Annotated in this window: 14 protein-coding genes and 1 other RNA gene; 10 read left to right on the top strand and 5 right to left on the bottom strand. The window is 70.9% G+C overall.

Features of this window, described 5'->3' with window-relative positions:
• Nucleotides 1-42 precede the first annotated feature (42 nt).
• Together prfB and QI633_RS19775 are read left to right on the top strand one after the other, a co-directional pair.
• Complete coding sequence (prfB, locus tag QI633_RS19780; RefSeq protein ID WP_141797802.1) at nt 43-1155, top strand: peptide chain release factor 2; 1113 nt, start codon at nt 43-45, stop codon at nt 1153-1155.
• 266 nt (nt 1156-1421) lie between these two features.
• A complete protein-coding gene (locus QI633_RS19775) occupies nt 1422-2513 on the top strand; it encodes an IS110 family transposase (protein ID WP_349016699.1) in 1092 nt (363 codons plus the stop codon).
• Between the two features lie 657 nt (nt 2514-3170).
• On the opposite strand, the gene QI633_RS19770 is transcribed toward QI633_RS19775, so the two are convergent.
• Both QI633_RS19770 and QI633_RS19765 read right to left on the bottom strand, forming a co-directional pair.
• On the bottom strand, nt 3171-4949 hold the full coding sequence (locus QI633_RS19770; RefSeq protein WP_282426806.1) for a M12 family metallo-peptidase: 1779 nt from the start codon (nt 4947-4949) through the stop codon (nt 3171-3173).
• An 85-nt stretch (nt 4950-5034) separates the two neighbouring features.
• Complete coding sequence (locus QI633_RS19765; RefSeq protein WP_282426805.1) at nt 5035-5700, bottom strand: hypothetical protein; 666 nt, start codon at nt 5698-5700, stop codon at nt 5035-5037.
• Between the two features lie 170 nt (nt 5701-5870).
• Here QI633_RS19765 and QI633_RS19760 point away from each other — a divergent pair, with 170 nt between their 5' ends.
• From QI633_RS19760 to QI633_RS19730, 7 genes are all read left to right on the top strand, one after another.
• A complete protein-coding gene (locus QI633_RS19760) occupies nt 5871-9701 on the top strand; it encodes a carboxypeptidase regulatory-like domain-containing protein (RefSeq protein WP_282426804.1) in 3831 nt (1276 codons plus the stop codon).
• Nucleotides 9702-9765: 64 nt separating this feature from the next.
• Nucleotides 9766-10455 carry a cell division ATP-binding protein FtsE gene (ftsE, locus tag QI633_RS19755; protein ID WP_141797806.1) on the top strand — a complete coding sequence of 230 codons (690 nt, stop codon included), beginning with the start codon at nt 9766-9768 and terminating at the stop codon, nt 10453-10455.
• Between the two features lie 38 nt (nt 10456-10493).
• Nucleotides 10494-11429: a permease-like cell division protein FtsX gene (gene ftsX, locus QI633_RS19750; RefSeq protein WP_141797807.1), complete on the top strand. Its 936-nt coding sequence runs from the start codon at nt 10494-10496 to the stop codon at nt 11427-11429.
• Nucleotides 11430-11523: 94 nt separating this feature from the next.
• Nucleotides 11524-12795, top strand: coding sequence for a M23 family metallopeptidase (locus tag QI633_RS19745; RefSeq protein WP_141797808.1), 1272 nt, complete (start codon nt 11524-11526; stop codon nt 12793-12795).
• An 86-nt stretch (nt 12796-12881) separates the two neighbouring features.
• Nucleotides 12882-13385, top strand: coding sequence for an SsrA-binding protein SmpB (smpB, locus tag QI633_RS19740; RefSeq protein ID WP_141797809.1), 504 nt, complete (start codon nt 12882-12884; stop codon nt 13383-13385).
• Nucleotides 13378-14274 (top strand): amidohydrolase family protein, encoded by an 897-nt coding sequence (locus QI633_RS19735; RefSeq protein ID WP_282426803.1) that lies wholly within the window; start codon nt 13378-13380, stop codon nt 14272-14274. Before smpB ends, QI633_RS19735 begins: the two co-directional genes overlap by 8 nt.
• A 72-nt stretch (nt 14275-14346) precedes the next feature.
• The gene (locus QI633_RS19730) at nt 14347-15186 is read left to right on the top strand and encodes a trypsin-like serine protease (protein WP_282426802.1); all 840 of its coding nucleotides are present in this window, start codon (nt 14347-14349) and stop codon (nt 15184-15186) included.
• A 76-nt stretch (nt 15187-15262) separates the two neighbouring features.
• On the opposite strand, the gene ssrA is transcribed toward QI633_RS19730, so the two are convergent.
• Nucleotides 15263-15632, bottom strand: a transfer-messenger RNA (tmRNA) gene (gene ssrA, locus QI633_RS19725).
• Nucleotides 15633-15802: 170 nt separating this feature from the next.
• On the opposite strand from ssrA, the gene QI633_RS19720 reads away from it, so the two are divergent.
• Entirely contained in the window at nt 15803-15964 is a 162-nt protein-coding gene (locus QI633_RS19720) for a GPGG-motif small membrane protein (protein ID WP_174245194.1), read from the top strand.
• 28 nt (nt 15965-15992) lie between these two features.
• Here the strand turns inward: QI633_RS19720 and QI633_RS19715 are convergent, their stop codons facing one another.
• A complete protein-coding gene (locus QI633_RS19715; protein ID WP_282426801.1) occupies nt 15993-16652 on the bottom strand; it encodes an SDR family oxidoreductase in 660 nt (219 codons plus the stop codon).
• Nucleotides 16653-16662: 10 nt separating this feature from the next.
• On the bottom strand, nt 16663-17430 hold the full coding sequence (locus tag QI633_RS19710; protein WP_141797812.1) for a thioesterase family protein: 768 nt from the start codon (nt 17428-17430) through the stop codon (nt 16663-16665).
• Nucleotides 17431-17442: the final 12 nt, after the last annotated feature.

Here is a 17442-nt window from a genome sequence, read left to right as displayed (position 1 = left end):
CCGGCTCGGCGTTTGCGGCGGCGCGCCGTAACCTTGCTCCTTGTGGCAGGCCCCGACTACGACGCCGAGATCAAGCAGCTGACTGCGACGATGCACACCATCGAGCAGGTCCTCGACCTGCCCAGGATGGAGCGTGAGATCGCCGACCTCGGCGAGCAGGTCGCCGCCCCCGACCTGTGGGACGACCAGGCCAACGCCACCCGCGTCACCGGCCGGCTCTCGTCGCTGCAGGGCCAGGTCGAGCGGTTCCGCGGCCTCCAGCAGCGCATCGAGGACCTCGGCGTCCTCGCCGAGCTCGCCGCCGAGGAGAGCGACGCCGACACCCTCGCCGAGGCCGACTCCGAGCTCGCCCGGGTCAAGACGGCCGTGGAGGGACTCGAGGTCCGCACCCTGCTCTCCGGTGAGTACGACGAGCGCGAGGCCATCGTCACGATCCGCTCCGGCGCCGGTGGCGTCGACGCCGCGGACTTCGCCGAGATGCTGATGCGGATGTACACCCGCTGGGCCGAGCGGAACAAGTACCCCGTCGAGGTCTACGACGTCTCCTACGCCGAGGAGGCCGGCATCAAGTCGGCCGAGTTCGCGATCCACGCGCCGTACGCCTACGGCACCCTCTCCGTCGAGGTCGGCACCCACCGCCTGGTCCGGATCAGCCCCTTCGACAACCAGGGCCGCCGCCAGACGTCGTTCGCCGCCGTCGAGGTCGTCCCGCAGCTCGAGCAGACCGACGAGATCGAGGTCGACGAGAACGAGATCCGGGTCGACGTGTTCCGCTCCGGTGGCCCCGGCGGCCAGTCGGTCAACACCACCGACTCCGCGGTCCGCCTCACGCACATCCCCACCGGCATCGTGGTCTCCTGCCAGAACGAGAAGTCGCAGCTGCAGAACAAGGCCGCTGCGATGATCGTCCTCAAGGCCAAGCTCCTCGCCAAGAAGAAGGCCGAGGAGGCCGCGCTCAAGAAGGACCTCAAGGGCGACGTCGCCGCGAGCTGGGGCGACCAGATGCGCAACTACGTCCTCAACCCGTACCAGATCGTCAAGGACCTGCGCACCGGCTACGAGACCGGCAACCCGCAGCCCGTCTTCGACGGCGAGATCGACGGCTTCCTCGAGGCCGGGATCCGCTGGCGGCGTGGGGCAGAGCAGGAAGGCTGACGCTTCAGGGTAGATGCGGCGCGCGAGCGACTCACGGTGTTGGTTTGACGCTCGCTTCGCTCGCGCATGTCGGGCGCCCTTTTGACGCGTGATCTTCCCTCGCTGCGCTCGCTCCCTCGTTCCTCGGTCGCTCGCTCCGCTCAGACCGTATGAGGTGACTGCCTCGGTTTGAGGTGGTTGCGGGCCGGGGCCTCTCTTGCGCATGTTCGTGGGTTACCGAGCAGGGGCCGCCTGCTCGGCCTATCCACAGTCGTAAGGAGGCCCCGGTGATTGTTGAGCGTACGAGTGTTGGGCTCGATGTGCACGCACGGTCGGTCGTGGCGACCGGTCTGGACTCGGTGACGGGCGAGGTGTTCAAGACGACCCTCGTGCCAGCCCAGGAGGAAGTCATCAAGTGGTTGCGGACCCTGCCTGGTCCGGTCGCAGCCACCTACGAGGCCGGCCCGACCGGGTTCGGGCTGTACCGGGCGTTGACCGCGGCCGGGATCCGCTGCGAGGTCGCGGCTCCTTCGAAGCTGACCCGCCCTTCGGGCGATCGGGTCAAGACCGACGCCAAGGACGCGTTGTTGCTGGCCCAGTTGTTGCGGGTCGGACAGATCACCAGCGTGCGGGTGCCGACGGTGACCCAAGAGGCCGCGCGTGACCTGGTCCGGGCACGCGAAGACGTTCGTGTCGACCTGCTCCGGGCCAGGCACCGGGTGTCCAAGCTGCTGCTGCGCCACGGGCACGTCTACTACGGCGGGCGGGCGTGGACCGGCGTTCACGAGGCGTGGCTGCGCCGGATCCGGTTCGACCTGCCCCACCAGGCCGGCACTCGTGCGGCCTATGAGGCCGATCTGGAAGCGGTCGCGTTCGCGGTGGCTCGCCGCGACCGGCTCGACGCGACCATCACCGCGATGGCTACCGAGTCCGAGTTCACACCGATCGTGCGCAAGCTGTGGTGCCTGCGCGGTGTCTCGACGTTGACCGCGTTCGCGCTCGCGGTCGAGATCGGTGACTGGGAACGGTTCACCGGTGCCAGCATCGGCGCCTACCTCGGACTGGTGCCGTCCGAGCACTCCAGCGGCCAGTCGCGCCGCCAAGGGAGCATCACCAAGGCCGGCAACACCCACGTCCGACGGCTGCTGGTCGAGGCGGCCTGGCATCACCAGCGTCGCTATCTGGTGGGCAAGACCCTCCAGGCCCGCTGGGACCAAGCCCCCGCAGCGGCCCGTGCGCGTGCCCATGCCGGGAACCAGCGGCTTCACCAGCGCTGGGTCACGATGAGCGCCCGGAAGAAGAAGCACACCGTGGCGAGCACCGCGATCGCGCGTGAGCTGGCCGGCTGGTGCTGGTCCCTGGCCACCCTGCCCGATTGAACTGCCCGACTGACGCCCGGCCCCTGAAGCTTCTGGCCCGGACCGCCGACTCGTCGACAGCAACGTGCTGGAGCCGACCCGCGCCTGGACTGTGAGCCACGCACCGGCCAACGACCTTGTTCGTGCCGTGTTCGTGACGCTCGACCTCAGACACCAGCGCAGCGCTCCCGCCGAATCGCGGCCCTGCGGTAACCAACCCGCGCATATCAGTCTGACCACGTGCGTCGACAGACCCGCTCACAACGAACCGGCACCCCCAGGCCAGAACAGAAGCGCCGCCACGACAACCAGCCGTGGCGGCGCTTCACCCTGCCACTTGACAGGAAAGACCTACATATCAGTCCAGATCACGCGGGGCGCCCGACGGGATTCAGCCGAATGTCGTCCGTGCGCCCACCACAGTCAGCCGTTTCTTTCCGTCGCGCCGTTGCCAGGCGGCGCGACGAGACTCAGCCGCGCGTGATGCCTGAGCGCACCAGATGCGGCTGAGTGTTTCTCCGTCGGGCGCGCCGCGTTGCCTGGACGGAGCGGAGCGAGCGCCAGCGAGCGCAGCGGAGGAAGGCAACGCGCAAAAGCGCGCCCGACATGCGCGAGCGAAGCGAGCGCCAAATGACACCGTGAGTCCTTCGCGCGCCGCACCAGCTCAGCGCCGAATCCCTACCGTCCCTTCGCGGCCGCCGAGCGCGGGCTGTACGAGCCCCAGCCGAGGTCGTTGCGGGCCCGGATCCGCACGGCCCAGCGGCCCTTGCGGGGCAGTCGGACGGCGGCGGCGCTCGCCTGGCCGGACAGCACGCCCGTCTTGCTGCGCGACAGCACCCGTCCCGACCTGTCGAGCCGGAAGACCTGCAGCACGTAGCCGGTGATCGTGCCGCCGCCGTCGGCCGGCGGGGTCCAGTGCACGTCGACGGTGATCCGGCCGCCCCGGGCGCCCTTCTTCACGGAGGGAGCGTGCGGCGTGCCCGGCCGGGACGTGGGCAGCCCGGGGGGCAGGGGATCGGGGGTGCCGGACGGGTCGAAGGGGATCTCCGTGTCCGGGGGCACGGGCACTCCGGTGCCACCGGCACACCCGGACATCAGGAGCTGGTAGCGGCCGAGGCTGCCGTAGTCGTCGTACCCACCCCCGACGGTGGTCCAGCCGCTGGTGCCTCCCGGGCCCGAGCCGCCGCCGGAGACCGCCAGGTAGTAGGGACCGCCTGCGACGGGGACGCTGAGGGAGGCGCCCATCCCGCTGATCGCGCCGGAGGTCCGGGTCGTCTGGGGAGCACTGGAGGCCAGCACGTTGCCGGAGGCGTCGCGCAGCTCGAGGATGACGTCGAGGTTGGGCCCGACGCCGGCCGGCGAGGCGGTGGCGGTGAGCATGCCGAGGCAGTTGGTCAGCGCGTACCAGTCGCTGTCCGCCGGTGTCGAGATGATGCCGCCGTCGTCGGGCAGCGTGCTCAGGTCGGCGGCCGTCGCGGGGGTGCTGCCCGCGTCGTCGGTGCGCAGCGGCAGGCCGTGCGCGCCGATCACGGCGAGGTCGTCCTCGTGGTTGTTGGCCCCGGAGTAGTCGCCCCGCGACCACTGGGTGATCGCCGCGCCGTAGGGACTGCCCATGATCGGGCCCCACAGGGCGGTGCCGGCGTAGTAGCCGCTGCTGCTGGTGCCGTCGTGCGAGAGGCCCAGGGTGTGCCCGGCCTCGTGCGCCGCCGCGTCGGCCATGTTCTTCGCCTTCTGGCCCAGGGAGGTGGGGAACACCCAGGCCGGGCTGTGCAGCTCGCTCGACGCGATCTCGTCGTAGGTGCCGATCCACGCGATGCCGCCGCACCCGCCGCCGCACAGCTGGGTCTGCACCGAGCTGTCGTTGGTGAACGCCACCCGGGCGCCGTACGACGGGTCGTTGCTCGAGGCCCGGAACAGGCCGCCGTACAAGGGCTCCTGGGTGGTCACGTCCACGTCCCAGGGAGCGAAGTCCTCGGCGACGCGGGCCCACACCTCGCGGATCACGGTCTGCTCGGCGTCGGAGAACAGCAGCGCGAGCCCGTCCAGCGACCAGCCGCCGAACAGCAGGCTGTTGAGGCCGTTGAGGAGCCACGAGTTCGTGGCGAGCAGGCTGCCGCCGTCGAAGTCGAGGTAGATGCTGCGGGCAGCGCCGGGGCGGCTGTGCAGGGAGAAGGTGGGGACGTCCGCGGTGGCGGCGAGGGTCTGGGCGACCGCGGGCGGCGGGGTGTCGGACGACGTCGCGTCGGCCACGTCGGCCGGCGGCTGCCATTCGTCGACGGCGTAGAGCGTGCCGTCCGCGGCCACGTCCAGCGACGGGTCGGAGTCCAGCAGCCGCTGCTCGGCGGCGGTCAGCCCGGGGACGTCGGGCTCGGGCGCCGCGGCAGCGGGCAGCGCGAGCATGCCGACGGCCAGTGCCAGGCCGGCGAGCCCGAGGGTCCCTCTTCGCAGGGCGTGCATGGAGACACGATCGGCTCGGCGGGGGACCACCCTGAAGGGCCGCTGCGCAGGTCAGGACGAAGTCCCGGCAACTGTGCCCGATCGATCAGGTCAGCGGCACCGACGCCGCCTGCGCGACCGCGACGCACCAGCGTCCGGCACGGTCGACGAGCTCGTCCTGGGCGACGTCGGCGGGCAGGGTCAGGCTGCAGGCCAGCCACGCGTCGCCGAACAGGCCGCGGAAGGAGACGGTCTGCACGGCGTCGCCCGCGCAGAGCACGCCCGCCGACGGGGTGCCGAACGCCGGCGCCGCGGGCAGCGCCGTGCACGCCTTGGTGACCGACGCCGTCGCCATCGCCTGGGCCGTGTCGGTGGTGATCGGCGGGGCGAACACCCAGCCCCGCGCCTCGACGGGAGCGGCGGTGCCGGTGGGGTCGGTGGTGTCGGTGGTGTCGGTCGTGTCGGAAGGGGAGAAGCGGCAGCCGTACTCGTGGGGGACGTCGCCGACGGGGAAGGCGTCGGACTGCTCGCCGTTGTCGTACGCCGCCAGCGTGGCCTCGGCGCCGAGCGCCTTCTCCACCGCCGCCGCGGGCACCAGGTCGCAGAAGGGCGCGCGCTGCACGACCGCCTTCGAGGTGTCGAACTCGGCCAGGGGAGTGCCCTTGTAGGGGGCCGGCTCGCGCGAGAGCGTGGCGTCGCCGGAGACGGCCACGCCGATGGCGACGGGTACGAGCGTGAGCAGCGCTGAGAGGAGCAGCGCACGCAGGACCATCGGCACACGGTCACCCTAGAGGACGCCCCGAATGACGAGGAACGACCATGCCGGTGGTCCGGATGGGCCATTGCCCTCGGGCGCTTGCGACCGGTTCACTGGCGACGCGGGCGTGGGGCCCGCCGTCATCGCGCCTCTGCTCCGCGGCGCCCTTCTGCTGGGGGACAACCATGCAGCCTTCCCGCGTTCTCGCGCGCCTGCTCGCCCTTCTGCTCGCCCTCGCGGGCCTGGCGGTGGTCGGGACCGCCGTGCCGTCGGCCCATGCCACGACGCCCAAGGCCGACGGCGGAGGCCGTGACAAGCAGGCCGCGCTGGCCGACCTCACCCTGTCCGGGACCGTCACCACCGAGGACGGGGGGCCGCTGGACGCGTGGGTGAGCCTCTATCAGTGGCAGTCGGGCGCCGACCTGTTCGAGCCGATTGACGGGGCGCCGGTGGCGGACGAGCCGGGGAGCCCGTCCTACTCGTTCTCGGTCGCGCCCGGGTCCTACTACGTCGCGGTCGAGGACACCACCGGCGGTGCCTACCTGACCGGCTACAGCGGATCTGCCACCGAACCGCCCACCGGGCTCGACAGCAACGGCGTGGTCACCGTGTCCGACTCCTCCCGGACCGCGGACGTCGTCCTGGCCCTCGCGCCGACGGCGCAGACGGTGAGCGGCTCCGTCGTCGACGGGTCCGGCGACCCGGTCTCCGACGCGTACGTCGAGACCTCCGCGGGCCCGGGCTACGACGACGACACCACTGACGTGGACGGCGCCTTCTCGCTGACCCTGGTGCCCGGGAGCTACCAGCTGTGGGTGCAGGCGCCCGTCGAGTTCGAGGACACCCTCGTGGACATCGTCGTGGACGCGGACGGGGGTGTGCTCGAGCCGATCGTCCTGGACCCGGCCGGCCAGTGGACGGTGTCGGGCAAGGTGCGCGACGCCGACGGCCCGCTTGCCGACGCCGAGGTGCAGGTCGTCCAACTGATCCCGGACGGCGAGGGCGGCTGGTACGACGGCGACTGGGTCGCCGACGCCGTCACCGGCCCGGACGGCACCTTCGCGGCCGAGGGCATCCGGTCCGGGGACGAGTACACGGTCCGCGCCTCCGCGACCGGCCACGGCACCCGGTACGCCGGCAACGTGGCGTCTCTCGACGCCGCCGGCCTCGAACACGTCCATCTGGCCGGTGACCACACCTTCTCCGACATCACGCTGCCGGAGGCCTCGACCCTCGGCGGCACGGTGACCGGACCGAACGGACCCGAGTCCGAGACCCAGGTCGCGCTGTACGCGTGGGACGAGACGGCCGGCGCCTTCGTCCGCCAGGACAGCGCGTTCACCGACGACTCCGGGGTCTACGCCTTCAGCAGCATCGAGGCCGGGACGTACACGCTGCACTTCGAGCCGGCCGAGGCATCCTCGGCAGCCGCGGCCTGGCTCGTGGGCGCCGACATGCCGTCGGGCCCGGCTGCGCCCGGCACCTTCGTGGTGTCCTCGGTGCCGGCCGCGCTGACGAAGGACAAGGTCCTCGCGCAGGCGCAGGTCGCCACCGGTCGGATCACCGACCAGATGCACAACCCGCTGTCCGACGGAGGTGTCGTCGCCTACCGGTGGGACGCCGATGCCGTGGAGTGGCAGCAGGTGGGTACCGCTACCACCGGCGCCCAGGGCACCTACGCGGTCCGGCTGCCGGCTGCCGGCGACACGGTCACCTTCCGGTTCTCGCGCGGCGGGTTCAGCGCGCGCTTCCTCGGTGGCGGCACGTCCCTGCCGGCCGCCCCGAACGGGACCAACAGCCGCGTCGTACCCGCGAGTGGCGACCTGGCGCTGCCGGACGCCGAGCTCCCGCCGTTCGTCAGCCAGCTGGGCAAGGTCGCCGGGCAGGACGACCTGGCCTACTGTCGCGCCAACGTGCTGCCGGCCAACGACGACGGCTCCAGCGACGAGGTGGAGCTCCCGTTCGACGTGAAGTTCTACGGCAACCCGTTCAGCAGCCTCTACGTCAACAACAACGGCAACGTCACCTTCGGGTCGCCGCAGAGCGAGTACACGCCGAGCGCCCTCAACGGGCCCACAGCGGTGCCGATCATCGCGCCGTTCTTCGCCGACGTGGACACCACGGGCACCGGTTCGAACGTCGTCACCTACGGCGCCTCCGCCGACGGCAAGTCGTTCTGCGTCAACTGGGCGGACGTCGGCTACTACGAGTCGCACGACGACAAGCTCAACACCTTCCAGCTCATCCTCACCTCCCGCACGGGCGCCTCCGGCCGCACCGCCGGCGACTTCGACGTCCGGTTCAACTACGACGAGGTGCTCTGGGAGACCGGTGACGCCTCGGACGGCGCGAACGGCCTCGGTGGGACGTCCGCCGCGGCGGGCTTCTCGGCCGGCACGGGAGCGCCCGGGTCCTACGTCCAGCTCGAAGGCTCCCTCGTCAACGGCGCACTCCTGGACGCGGGCCCGCACGCCCTGGTCGCCAGCTCCCAGAACTCGGCCCAGCCGGGCCGCTACAACTTCGAGATCCGCAACGACGGCTTCCAGCCCACCCTGGGCGGACTGACCGGCCACGTCCAGAAGGTCGGGGGAGCCCCGGTCGTCGGGGCGTACGTCGAGGCGTGTCGGACCGGCACGTACCAGTGCTCGTACACCGACACCAACGCGTCCGGCGACTACGCCTTCACCGCGCTCAACGCCGGCAGCTACGCCGTCGAGGTGTGGCCTCCCGACAACACCCTCTTCAGCGGAGGCACGACCGCCTCCGTCACCACCGGCGACACGACGACCGCTCCCGTGGTGATCCTCCAGGCGCCCGTGCCGATGCCGGACAACGTGCAGCTGAACGGCGCCGGCGCCGACGGGAGTGTGCCCTCGGTCTACTACGGTGACCCCGTCCACCTGCGGATCATGGGCTGCGAAGGTGTCAGCACGCCGACGTACACCGTGGCGCTCACGACCGGCCAGGTGCTCCGCAACAGCCTGCCCCTGACCCTGACGGCCCCGGGCGTCTACGAAGCGGACATCGCCCCCTTCAGCCCGGACCACGGCGACGCCGTGATCACCACCAACGTCCCGAAGACCTGCGGTGGTCCGGGCACGTCGTTCAACATCTACATCGACCCGGCCGGCGTGGTCACCGACCAGTGGGGCCGGCCGCTCGACGGTGCGACGGTGACGCTCTACCGCGCGGAGGAGGCCACCGGGCCCTTCGACGTCGTGCCGAACGGCAGCGACATCATGAGCGCAAGCAACCAGTCCAACCCTGACACGACCGGCGCGGACGGCATGTTCCAGTGGGACGTGCAGGCCGGCTTCTACAAGGTCAAGGCGGCCGCCACGGGCTGCACCCAGTTCACGACGGACGCGATGCAGATCGCGCCCGCACGGACCCACCTGGTCCTCAAGCTGCAGTGCTCGGCCGGTGCGCCGACCGCCGCCGGCTCCCCGACGATCACCGGCGTGCCGCAGGTCGGCCGGACCATCACGGCCGTCGACACCTCCTGGCCGGCGCCGCTGACGAGCACGGTCGAGCTGGTGCGCAACGGGCAACCGCTCGGTGCCGCCGCCTACACGCTCAAGGCGGGCGACGAGGGAGCGGTGTTCACGGCGCGCTCGAGCGCGCGCCGCCCGAGCCTGCAGAGCGACGACGGACCGGACGCGGGACAGCTGAACCGCACCGTCGCGTTCGAGGTCGTCACTGCGAACAGCGTCACCGGGCTCGCCGCACCGCTGGCCGCGACGACGACGACCCTGACGGGCAAGAAGAAGGCCAAGGTCGGCTCGAGGCCGGTCGTGACGGTGACCGTAGCGGCGCCGGGCGTCGTACCGGCTGGCACGGTGATCGTGCGGATCGGGTCGAAGGTCGTCGGCACCGCTGTCCTCGTCGGCGGCGTCGCCAAGGTCAAGCTCAAGAAGCTCAAGAAGAAGGGAAAGGTCACGCTGGTGGCCACCTACACCGGCAGCGCCACCACCACGGGGTCGACGTCCGCGCCGTTCAAGGTCAAGGTGCGGTAGGCCACCACGACCCACCGGCGACGGGTCCACCGGTCGGCTTCGGCGGTGGCGTACCGTCAGGTCAGTGATTCGCTTCGAGAAGGTCACCAAGCGCTATCCCGGCCCCGGCCGGCCGGCGCTGGACCAGGTCACCCTCGACATCGACAAGGGCGAGTTCGTCTACCTCGTCGGTACGTCGGGATCCGGCAAGTCCACCGCGCTGCGGCTGGTGCTGCGCGAGCTGCGCCCGACCACCGGTCGCGTGCACGTCGCCGGCAAGGAGATCAACCGGATGGCCGGGTGGAAGGTACCGCGGCTGCGGCGCCAGATCGGCACCGTGTTCCAGGACTTCCGGCTGCTGCCCAACAAGACGGTCACGGAGAACGTCGCCTTCGCCCAGCAGGTGATCGGCAAGTCGCGCCGCGAGATCGGCAAGGTCGTCCCCGAGACGCTCGAGCTGGTGGGCCTCAAGGACAAGGGCGACCGGATGCCCGACGAGCTGTCCGGCGGTGAGCAGCAGCGGGTGGCGATCGCCCGCGCGTTCGTCAACCGCCCGATGATCCTCATCGCCGACGAGCCGACCGGAAACCTCGACCCGGCCACCTCCGTCGGCATCATGAACCTCCTCGGTGACATCAACGAGACCGGCACCACGGTCGTGATGGCCACCCACGACCACGGCATCGTCGACCAGTTCACCAAGCGGGTGATCGAGCTCGACAGCGGGAAGGTCGTGCGCGACGAGGCGTCCGGAAGCTACGGCTTCCAGCACTGACCCGGATCCGATCCAGCCCGATCCAGAGAGCCTTCCTCATGCAGCTTCGCTACGTCTTCACCGAGCTCCGCACCGGCCTGCGCCGCAACCTGTCGATGCACCTCGCGGTGATCCTCACGCTCTTCGTGTCCCTCTCGCTGGCCGGCATCGGCATCCTGGTCCAGCGCGAGGCCACCGTCGCCCGCGACAGCCTCGGTGACGAGCTGAAGATCCTGGTCAACCTGTGCACCGACGACGACCCCTCGCACAGCCCCAACTGCGCGAGCGGTGAGGTCACCGCCGACCAGCAGCAGCGCATCGAGAAGGAGATCAAGGACAACGACGAGGTCCGCTCCTTCGCCTACCAGTCGAAGGAGGAGGGCTTCGAGAAGGCGAAGGAGACCCTCCCCGAGTCGTCGTACTCCGGGCCCGACCCGATCGTGACCGCCGAGGGCTGGCCCGCGGCGTACTGGGTGACGCTCAAGACCCCGGAGCGCGCCGACGGCATCATCAGCGCGCTGGAGGGCCTCGACGGGGTGTCCGGCATCAAGGACCAGCGCAAGGCGCTGGGCCAGATCTTCGGGATCATGACCGTGCTGAAGTACGGCTCCTGGATCGGCGCCGGCTTCCTGCTGTTCGCGGCGCTGCTGCAGGTCACCAACACGATCCGGCTCGCCGCCCTGGCCCGGCGGCGCGAGATCGCGATCATGCGCCTGGTGGGCGCCTCGACGCTCTACATCGCGCTGCCGTTCCTGCTCGAGTCGCTGGTGGCCGCCATCGTGGGCGTCGCCCTCGCGGCCGGCGTGCTGGCTGCCTTCCAGCACTGGGGCGTGGACCAGGCCCTGTCCGACCACGTCTCGTTCCTGCCGTGGGTCGACTGGGGCGACTACACCCATGCGCTGTTCGGGCTCTTCCCGCCGGGCATCGTGCTGCTCGGCCCGGCGCTGACGCTGATCCCGACACTCCTGCTGACCCGCAAATACGTCAAAGTCTGATCGTCGGCGACTACGGTCGAGGGGTTCACTTCCCCGAACACCGATTGGTCGTACCGTGCGCTTCTTCCCCAGCGCCCCGTGGCTGAGTCGTGCCTTGCCCGATCTGCGCGACAGGCTGCCCGTGTGGGCCCACCCCCAGTGGCTGGTGACCGCTGTCGCCACCCTCGTCGCCGTGGCCGGGCTGGCCGTCCCGCTGGCCCATGCCGACGACCGCGACGACCTCAAGGACAAGCAGAACCACGTCAAGGGCGAGATCGCCAGCGTCAAGGGCGACATCCACGAGGCCAGCCAGCAGGTCGCCAAGATCGCCAAGCGGCTCGAGAAGGCCAAGGCCCGGCTCGGCGGCGCCCGCACCCGGCTCGCCTCGGTCCGCGCCGACCTCGCCGACGCGCAGGCCCAGGCGGCGACCCTGGCCACCCAGCTGGCCGACGCGCAGACCCAGCTGACCACCGCCCGGGCGGCACTGGCCCAGGCCCGCGCCGATGTCGCCACCCAGCGTGACGTGAGCCGGGACACGGTGATCGGCATCGCGACCGCGGGCGACACCCGGCTCGCGCTGCTGGCGGCGTACGCCGACGCGGGCAGCATCGAAGACGTGCTGATGGGGCAGACCGCCAACGACCTCGTGATGGGGCGCCAGCACGACGCGCTGGTCGCGCTCGAGGCCGCCGAGGACGCGATGGAGCAGCAGCGGGTCGCCGTCCGGGCCGCCCGCGACCAGGTCGCCGCCGCCAAGAAGGCCGCCGACGACAACGTCGCGACCGTGCAGGCCCTCGTCGACCGGGCCGCGGCCACCGAGACCGAGGTCGAGAACCTCGTCGCCCGCAACAAGGGGCTGCGCAAGGAGGTCGTCGCCGCGCGGGAGGCCGACCGCAAGGCGCTGCGCCGCCTCGAGAAGCGTGAGGCGAAGATCCGGCAGAAGATCATCGAGCTGTCGAAGAAGCAGGGCGGCAGCTACAACGGCGACACCGCCGGCCTGCTCGCCCGTCCCGGTCCGGGACCGGTCACCTCGCCGTACGGCTACCGGATCCACCCGATCTACGGCTACTGGGGCCTGCACAACGGCACCGACTTCGGCACCGGCTGCGGCGCGGCACTGTGGGCCGGCGAGTCCGGCACCGTGATCGACGAGTATTACGACGAGGTCTACGGCAACCGCCTCTACCTCGCGATCGGCAAGGTGAACGGCGCCGACATCGTGCTGGTCTACAACCACATGAGCAAGTACGCCGTGGGCGAGGGTGCGAAGGTCGCCCGCGGCCAGGTCGTCGGGTACTCCGGCTCCACCGGCTGGTCCACCGGCTGCCACCTGCACTTCATCGTGATGCGCAACGGCGACACCGTCGACCCGATGGGCTACCTCTGAGCGGTACGGACGTCGAGGAGGTCGTGCAGCGACCGTCACGAGACGCCCGCCGCCAAACCGGTTGCCGGCCCTGAGAGAATCGACGCATGGCCAAGAAGTCGGGTGCGAAGCAGGAGGACGCGAGCGGGCGCAAGCTCGTCGCGTCCAACAAGAAGGCGCGCCACGACTACCACATCGAGGACACCTTCGAGGCCGGCATGGTGCTCCAGGGCACCGAGGTGAAGTCGCTGCGGATGGGCCGCGCCAGCCTGGTCGACGGCTTCGTCGACATCGAGGGCGGCGAGGCGTGGCTGCACGGTGTGCACATCCCCGAGTACGCGCAGGGCACCTGGACCAACCACGCCGCGCGTCGCAAGCGCAAGCTGCTGCTCAACCGGGTCGAGATCGACAAGATCGAGCGCAAGGTCAGCGAGAAGGGCCACACCGTCATCCCGCTCTCCCTCTACTTCGTCAAGGGCCGGGCCAAGGTCGAGATCGGCCTCGCCAAGGGCAAGAAGTCCTGGGACAAGCGCCAGGCCATCGCCGAGCGCACGGCCGACCGCGAGAAGCAGGAGGCGATCGGTCGCCGGCTCAAGGGCATGAGTGACTGAGGACCGGTCGGAGGATGCCCGCGCGGTGCGGGCGTTCTGGGAGCCGCTCGGGCTGCCCGGGCTGTTCGACGTGCACACCCACTTCCTGCCGCCCAACATCCAGCGCGCCGTGTGGCGGGTCTTCGACGAGGCCGGCCCGAAGATCGGGCGGCCCTGGCCGATCCGCTACCGGCAGTCGCTGGAGGAGCGGGTGGCGCTGCTGCGGGCCTTCGGGGTCCGGGCGTTCCCGACCCATCCCTACGCGCACAAGCCGGGCGTCGCGTCGTACCTCAACGACTGGTCGCGCGACTTCGCGGCGACCGCGCCCGAGATCCTGCGCTCGGCCACGTTCTACCCCGAGCCCGAGGCGGAGAAGTACGTCGCCGAGCTGGTCGACGACGGCGTCCGGATCTTCAAGATCCACCTGCAGGTGGGCGAGTTCGTCGCCGACGACCCGGTCCTCGACCCGGTCTGGGGGATCCTCGAGGACGCCGGCACGCCCGTGACCGTGCACGCCGGGTCCGGCCCGGTCGGCAACGAGTTCACCGGACCCGACTCGGTGGCCCGCCTGCTGCGCCGCTTCCCGCGGCTGCGGCTGATCATCGCCCACATGGGAGCGCCGGAGTACGACGACTTCCTGGTGCTGGCCGAGCGCCACGCGAACGTGCACCTCGACACCACCATGGTGTTCACCGACTTCTTCGACCGCGACGGCGGCTACCCGACCGGACTGCTGCCGCGGGTGCGGGACCTGCGGCCCAAGGTGCTGCTCGGCTCGGACTTCCCGACCATCCCGTACCCCTACCACCACCAGCTCGAGGGACTCGCGCGCCTCGGCCTCGGCGACGACTGGCTGCGCGACGTGTGCTGGCACAACGGCGCACGGCTCTTCGGCGTCGCCGGTTCTTGAGCCGCGCCTCTTCCCCTGCGGGCCCAGCGGTGCTGGACTGAGGTCCGAGCTCATCCAAGGGGGAAAGAAAATATGCGTGCTCGTCTCCTGACCCTGGTCGTCGCCGCCGTGGCCGGCCTCGGACTCGTCGTACCGACCTCGCCGGCATCAGCCAGCACCGGTGGCACCGTCGACGGTGACACCCATCCGAATGTGGCGATGATCGCCTTCTACGACGCCGACGGCCGGTTCCGCTGCTCGGCCACGCTGGTCAGCCCGACGGTCCTGGTGACCGCCGCGCACTGCACCTCCGGCACCCTCGGCAAGACCCTGGTGACCTTCGACAGCGTGGTCGCCGAGGCACCGCCGTCGCCGCTGCCCGTCGCCAGCGACGTGAGCGCCGGCTACACCGACGCCGACATCACCGGCGCCGGCTACCTGTCCGGCACGGCGTACACGCACCCGGACTACAGCGACTTCACCGACCTCGACAACTGGAACGACGTGGGCGTCGTCGTGCTCGACCACGCCGTCGGCATCGCGCCGGCGCCGCTCGCCGGGCTCAACGCCGCCGACGCCGTCAAGCAGCCGCGCAAGACCCTGTTCACCGCCGTCGGCTACGGCACCGAGGTGCGCCAGGCCGACACCGGCTCGCAGAAGCCGACGCCGATGAGCTACCCGATCATCCGCCGGTACGTCGAGATGCCGGGCCAGAAGATCACGCCGCAGATCATCCAGACCAACGGCAACGAGAACGACCCGTTCGGCACCGGTGGCACCTGCTTCGGTGACTCGGGCGGCTCGCTGTGGCTCGACGGCAAGGTCGTCGGCGTGACGTCGTACGGCTACACCCAGAACTGCCGCTACCTCGACGGCTACCAGCGCATCGACATCCCGGGCGTCGCGAGCTGGCTGGCCGGCTTCCTGGACTGAGCGCCGCACCGACACGAACGACCGCCGTGGTCCGCGCGATGCGCGGGCCACGGCGGTCGTCGTGTGTCGTGCTGTGTCGTGGAGCTGCGGGGAATCGAACCCCGGTCCTCGAGCGCCGAGCCAGGTCTTCTCCGGGTGCAGTCCGTGCTGGCGTGTTCTCGGCCCCGACGCTCGCACGAACACGTCGTCGACAGGCCCAGCCGGGTTTGAGTCCCGCGCCACCCTCCCGGCGAGAGCGACGCAGCAAGTCTCCTAGATGACGCCTGGATCCGGGACGGAGACGGATGCCCGGTCAGACGCTTCGATCACTGCTCAGGCAGCGAGAGCGAAGGAACTGCGCTTAGCGTTGGCAGTTATTGGTTTCCAGCGATCGTTTACGAGATGACGCTGGCTTCTCGACCCGCTTCCCCTGGAACAAACGTCCCAAGTCGAAACCGATCAGCCCCTCTTGAGTTGTGTCGACCTCAGTCTACCTACCTCCAACGACGCCGGCCCACCGGATAATCCCGCGCCCCGTCGTCGGCGCTCGGGCCGCATCCGCCTGACGTCTGCCACCCGGGCGCTGGGGTACCTCCCGGAGACCCCACAACCGGTGGGCGAGGGAAAGGAAACAGTCATGGGCATGCTCTTGTGGATCATCGCGGCTGTCCTGGTGATCGCCGGGATCGTCACCCTGCTGCAGGGCGGCATCGTGCTCGGCATCGTGCTGATCGTTCTCGGTCTGCTGGTCGGTCCCGGCGGTGTCTCTATCTTCAACGGCCGCAGTCACACCGTCTGACCACGCGACGGCAACGCGAGAGCCGCGGCTAGGACGCCGCGGCTCTCGCGACCGCCGCGGCGACCGGTAGTTCGCCGCCGACCAGGTTCCACTGGTGGTGCACGCTCTCGGGCCGGTCGATCACCGCCGCGATCACCGAGGCGACGTCGGCCCGGGTCACGTCGCCGCGCGGTACGTCGGCGCCCAGGGCGACCAGGCCGGTCGCCGGGTCGTCGGTGAGCCGGCCGGGACGCAGGATCGTCCAGTCCAGGGCGCCGGCACGCAGGACGGCGTCGGCGTCGCGCTTGGCGGTGACGTACGCCGCCCACACCTCGCCGGCGTCCGGCGCGACCGGTTGGTCGACGTCGATCGCGGAGACCTGGACGAACCGGCGGATGCCCGCGACCGCCGCGCCGGCCGCGGACTTCAGTGAGCCCTCCAGGTCGACGGTCTGCTTGCGGGTGACGTTGCCGTCGGGGCCGCCGCCGGCGCTGAACACGACGGCGTCGCAGTCCTCGAACGCTCGGGCGAACGCCGCGACGTCGTCGTTCTCGATGTCGAGCAGCCGCACCTCGGCGCCCACCGCCTCGAGGGCGGTCCGCTGCTCCTCGCGGCGTACCAGCGCCACAGGGTGGTGGCCGGCCGCGACCAGCAGGGGGTGCAGCAGGCGGGCGATCTGTCCGTGACCTCCGACGACGGCGACGCGCATGCCGTCCAATCTACGGGCGGACCGTGAGCGTCTGCGCGATCGTGCCGAGCGGGCCGTTCTCGTCGTGCATCTTCGAGCTCGTGACGCCGATCCCGCCGGCGCCGTACGACTGGGTCGTGTCGAGTCCGAGCCAGCCCTCGGCGGGCAGGTGCAGGAAGTGCGCGGTGAGGTCGAGGTTGGGGAAGGCGACCTTCGCCGGGTCGGTGCGCACGGCGATCCCGTTGGTGATGTCGACCAGCCCGGCGACCGCGGCCAGCCGGCTGACCGGCTCATCGGCGACCAGCGCGTGCGGGGTGCGCACCCACACCATCGAGCGGCCCGGGCCGAGCTCCTTGCGGCGCACCTCGACCGAGGCGATGAAGCCGCCGGCCCACAGCCCGGCCATGTCCCACGGCTCCATCTCGTCCGGGCCGGGGATCGACGGGAGGTCGGTGCCGGCGAGGGGTGCGGTGTCGTAGGGCTCGACCAGCCACGCCCGCAGTACGGCGACCGCCCGGCCGGCGTACGACGCCGTGGCCTGCACCAGCTCGATCGTCCGGCCCGGCCGGAGCACCTCCACGGCCACGTCGATCGGCTCGATCGGCACGGTGCCGAGGATGTCGTAGGACAGCCGGCTGACGACCAGCCCGTCGGAGCGGCGGGCGTCGCGGTCGCGCTCGACCTCGTGGGCCAGGACGCCGAGCGCGGGGGCGATGTGCTGGGTCGCGCGGTCCCAGGCGCCACCGACGTGCTCGGTGGGGGTGAAGGTGTGCGGTGCGGTCCGGTGCCAGTACGCCACCGGGCCATTCTC

It is taken from the genome of Nocardioides sp. QY071, from assembly GCF_029961765.1.
Taxonomy (GTDB): Bacteria; Actinomycetota; Actinomycetes; order Propionibacteriales; family Nocardioidaceae; genus Nocardioides.
This window is presented reverse-complemented; position numbering and strand designations above follow the sequence as displayed.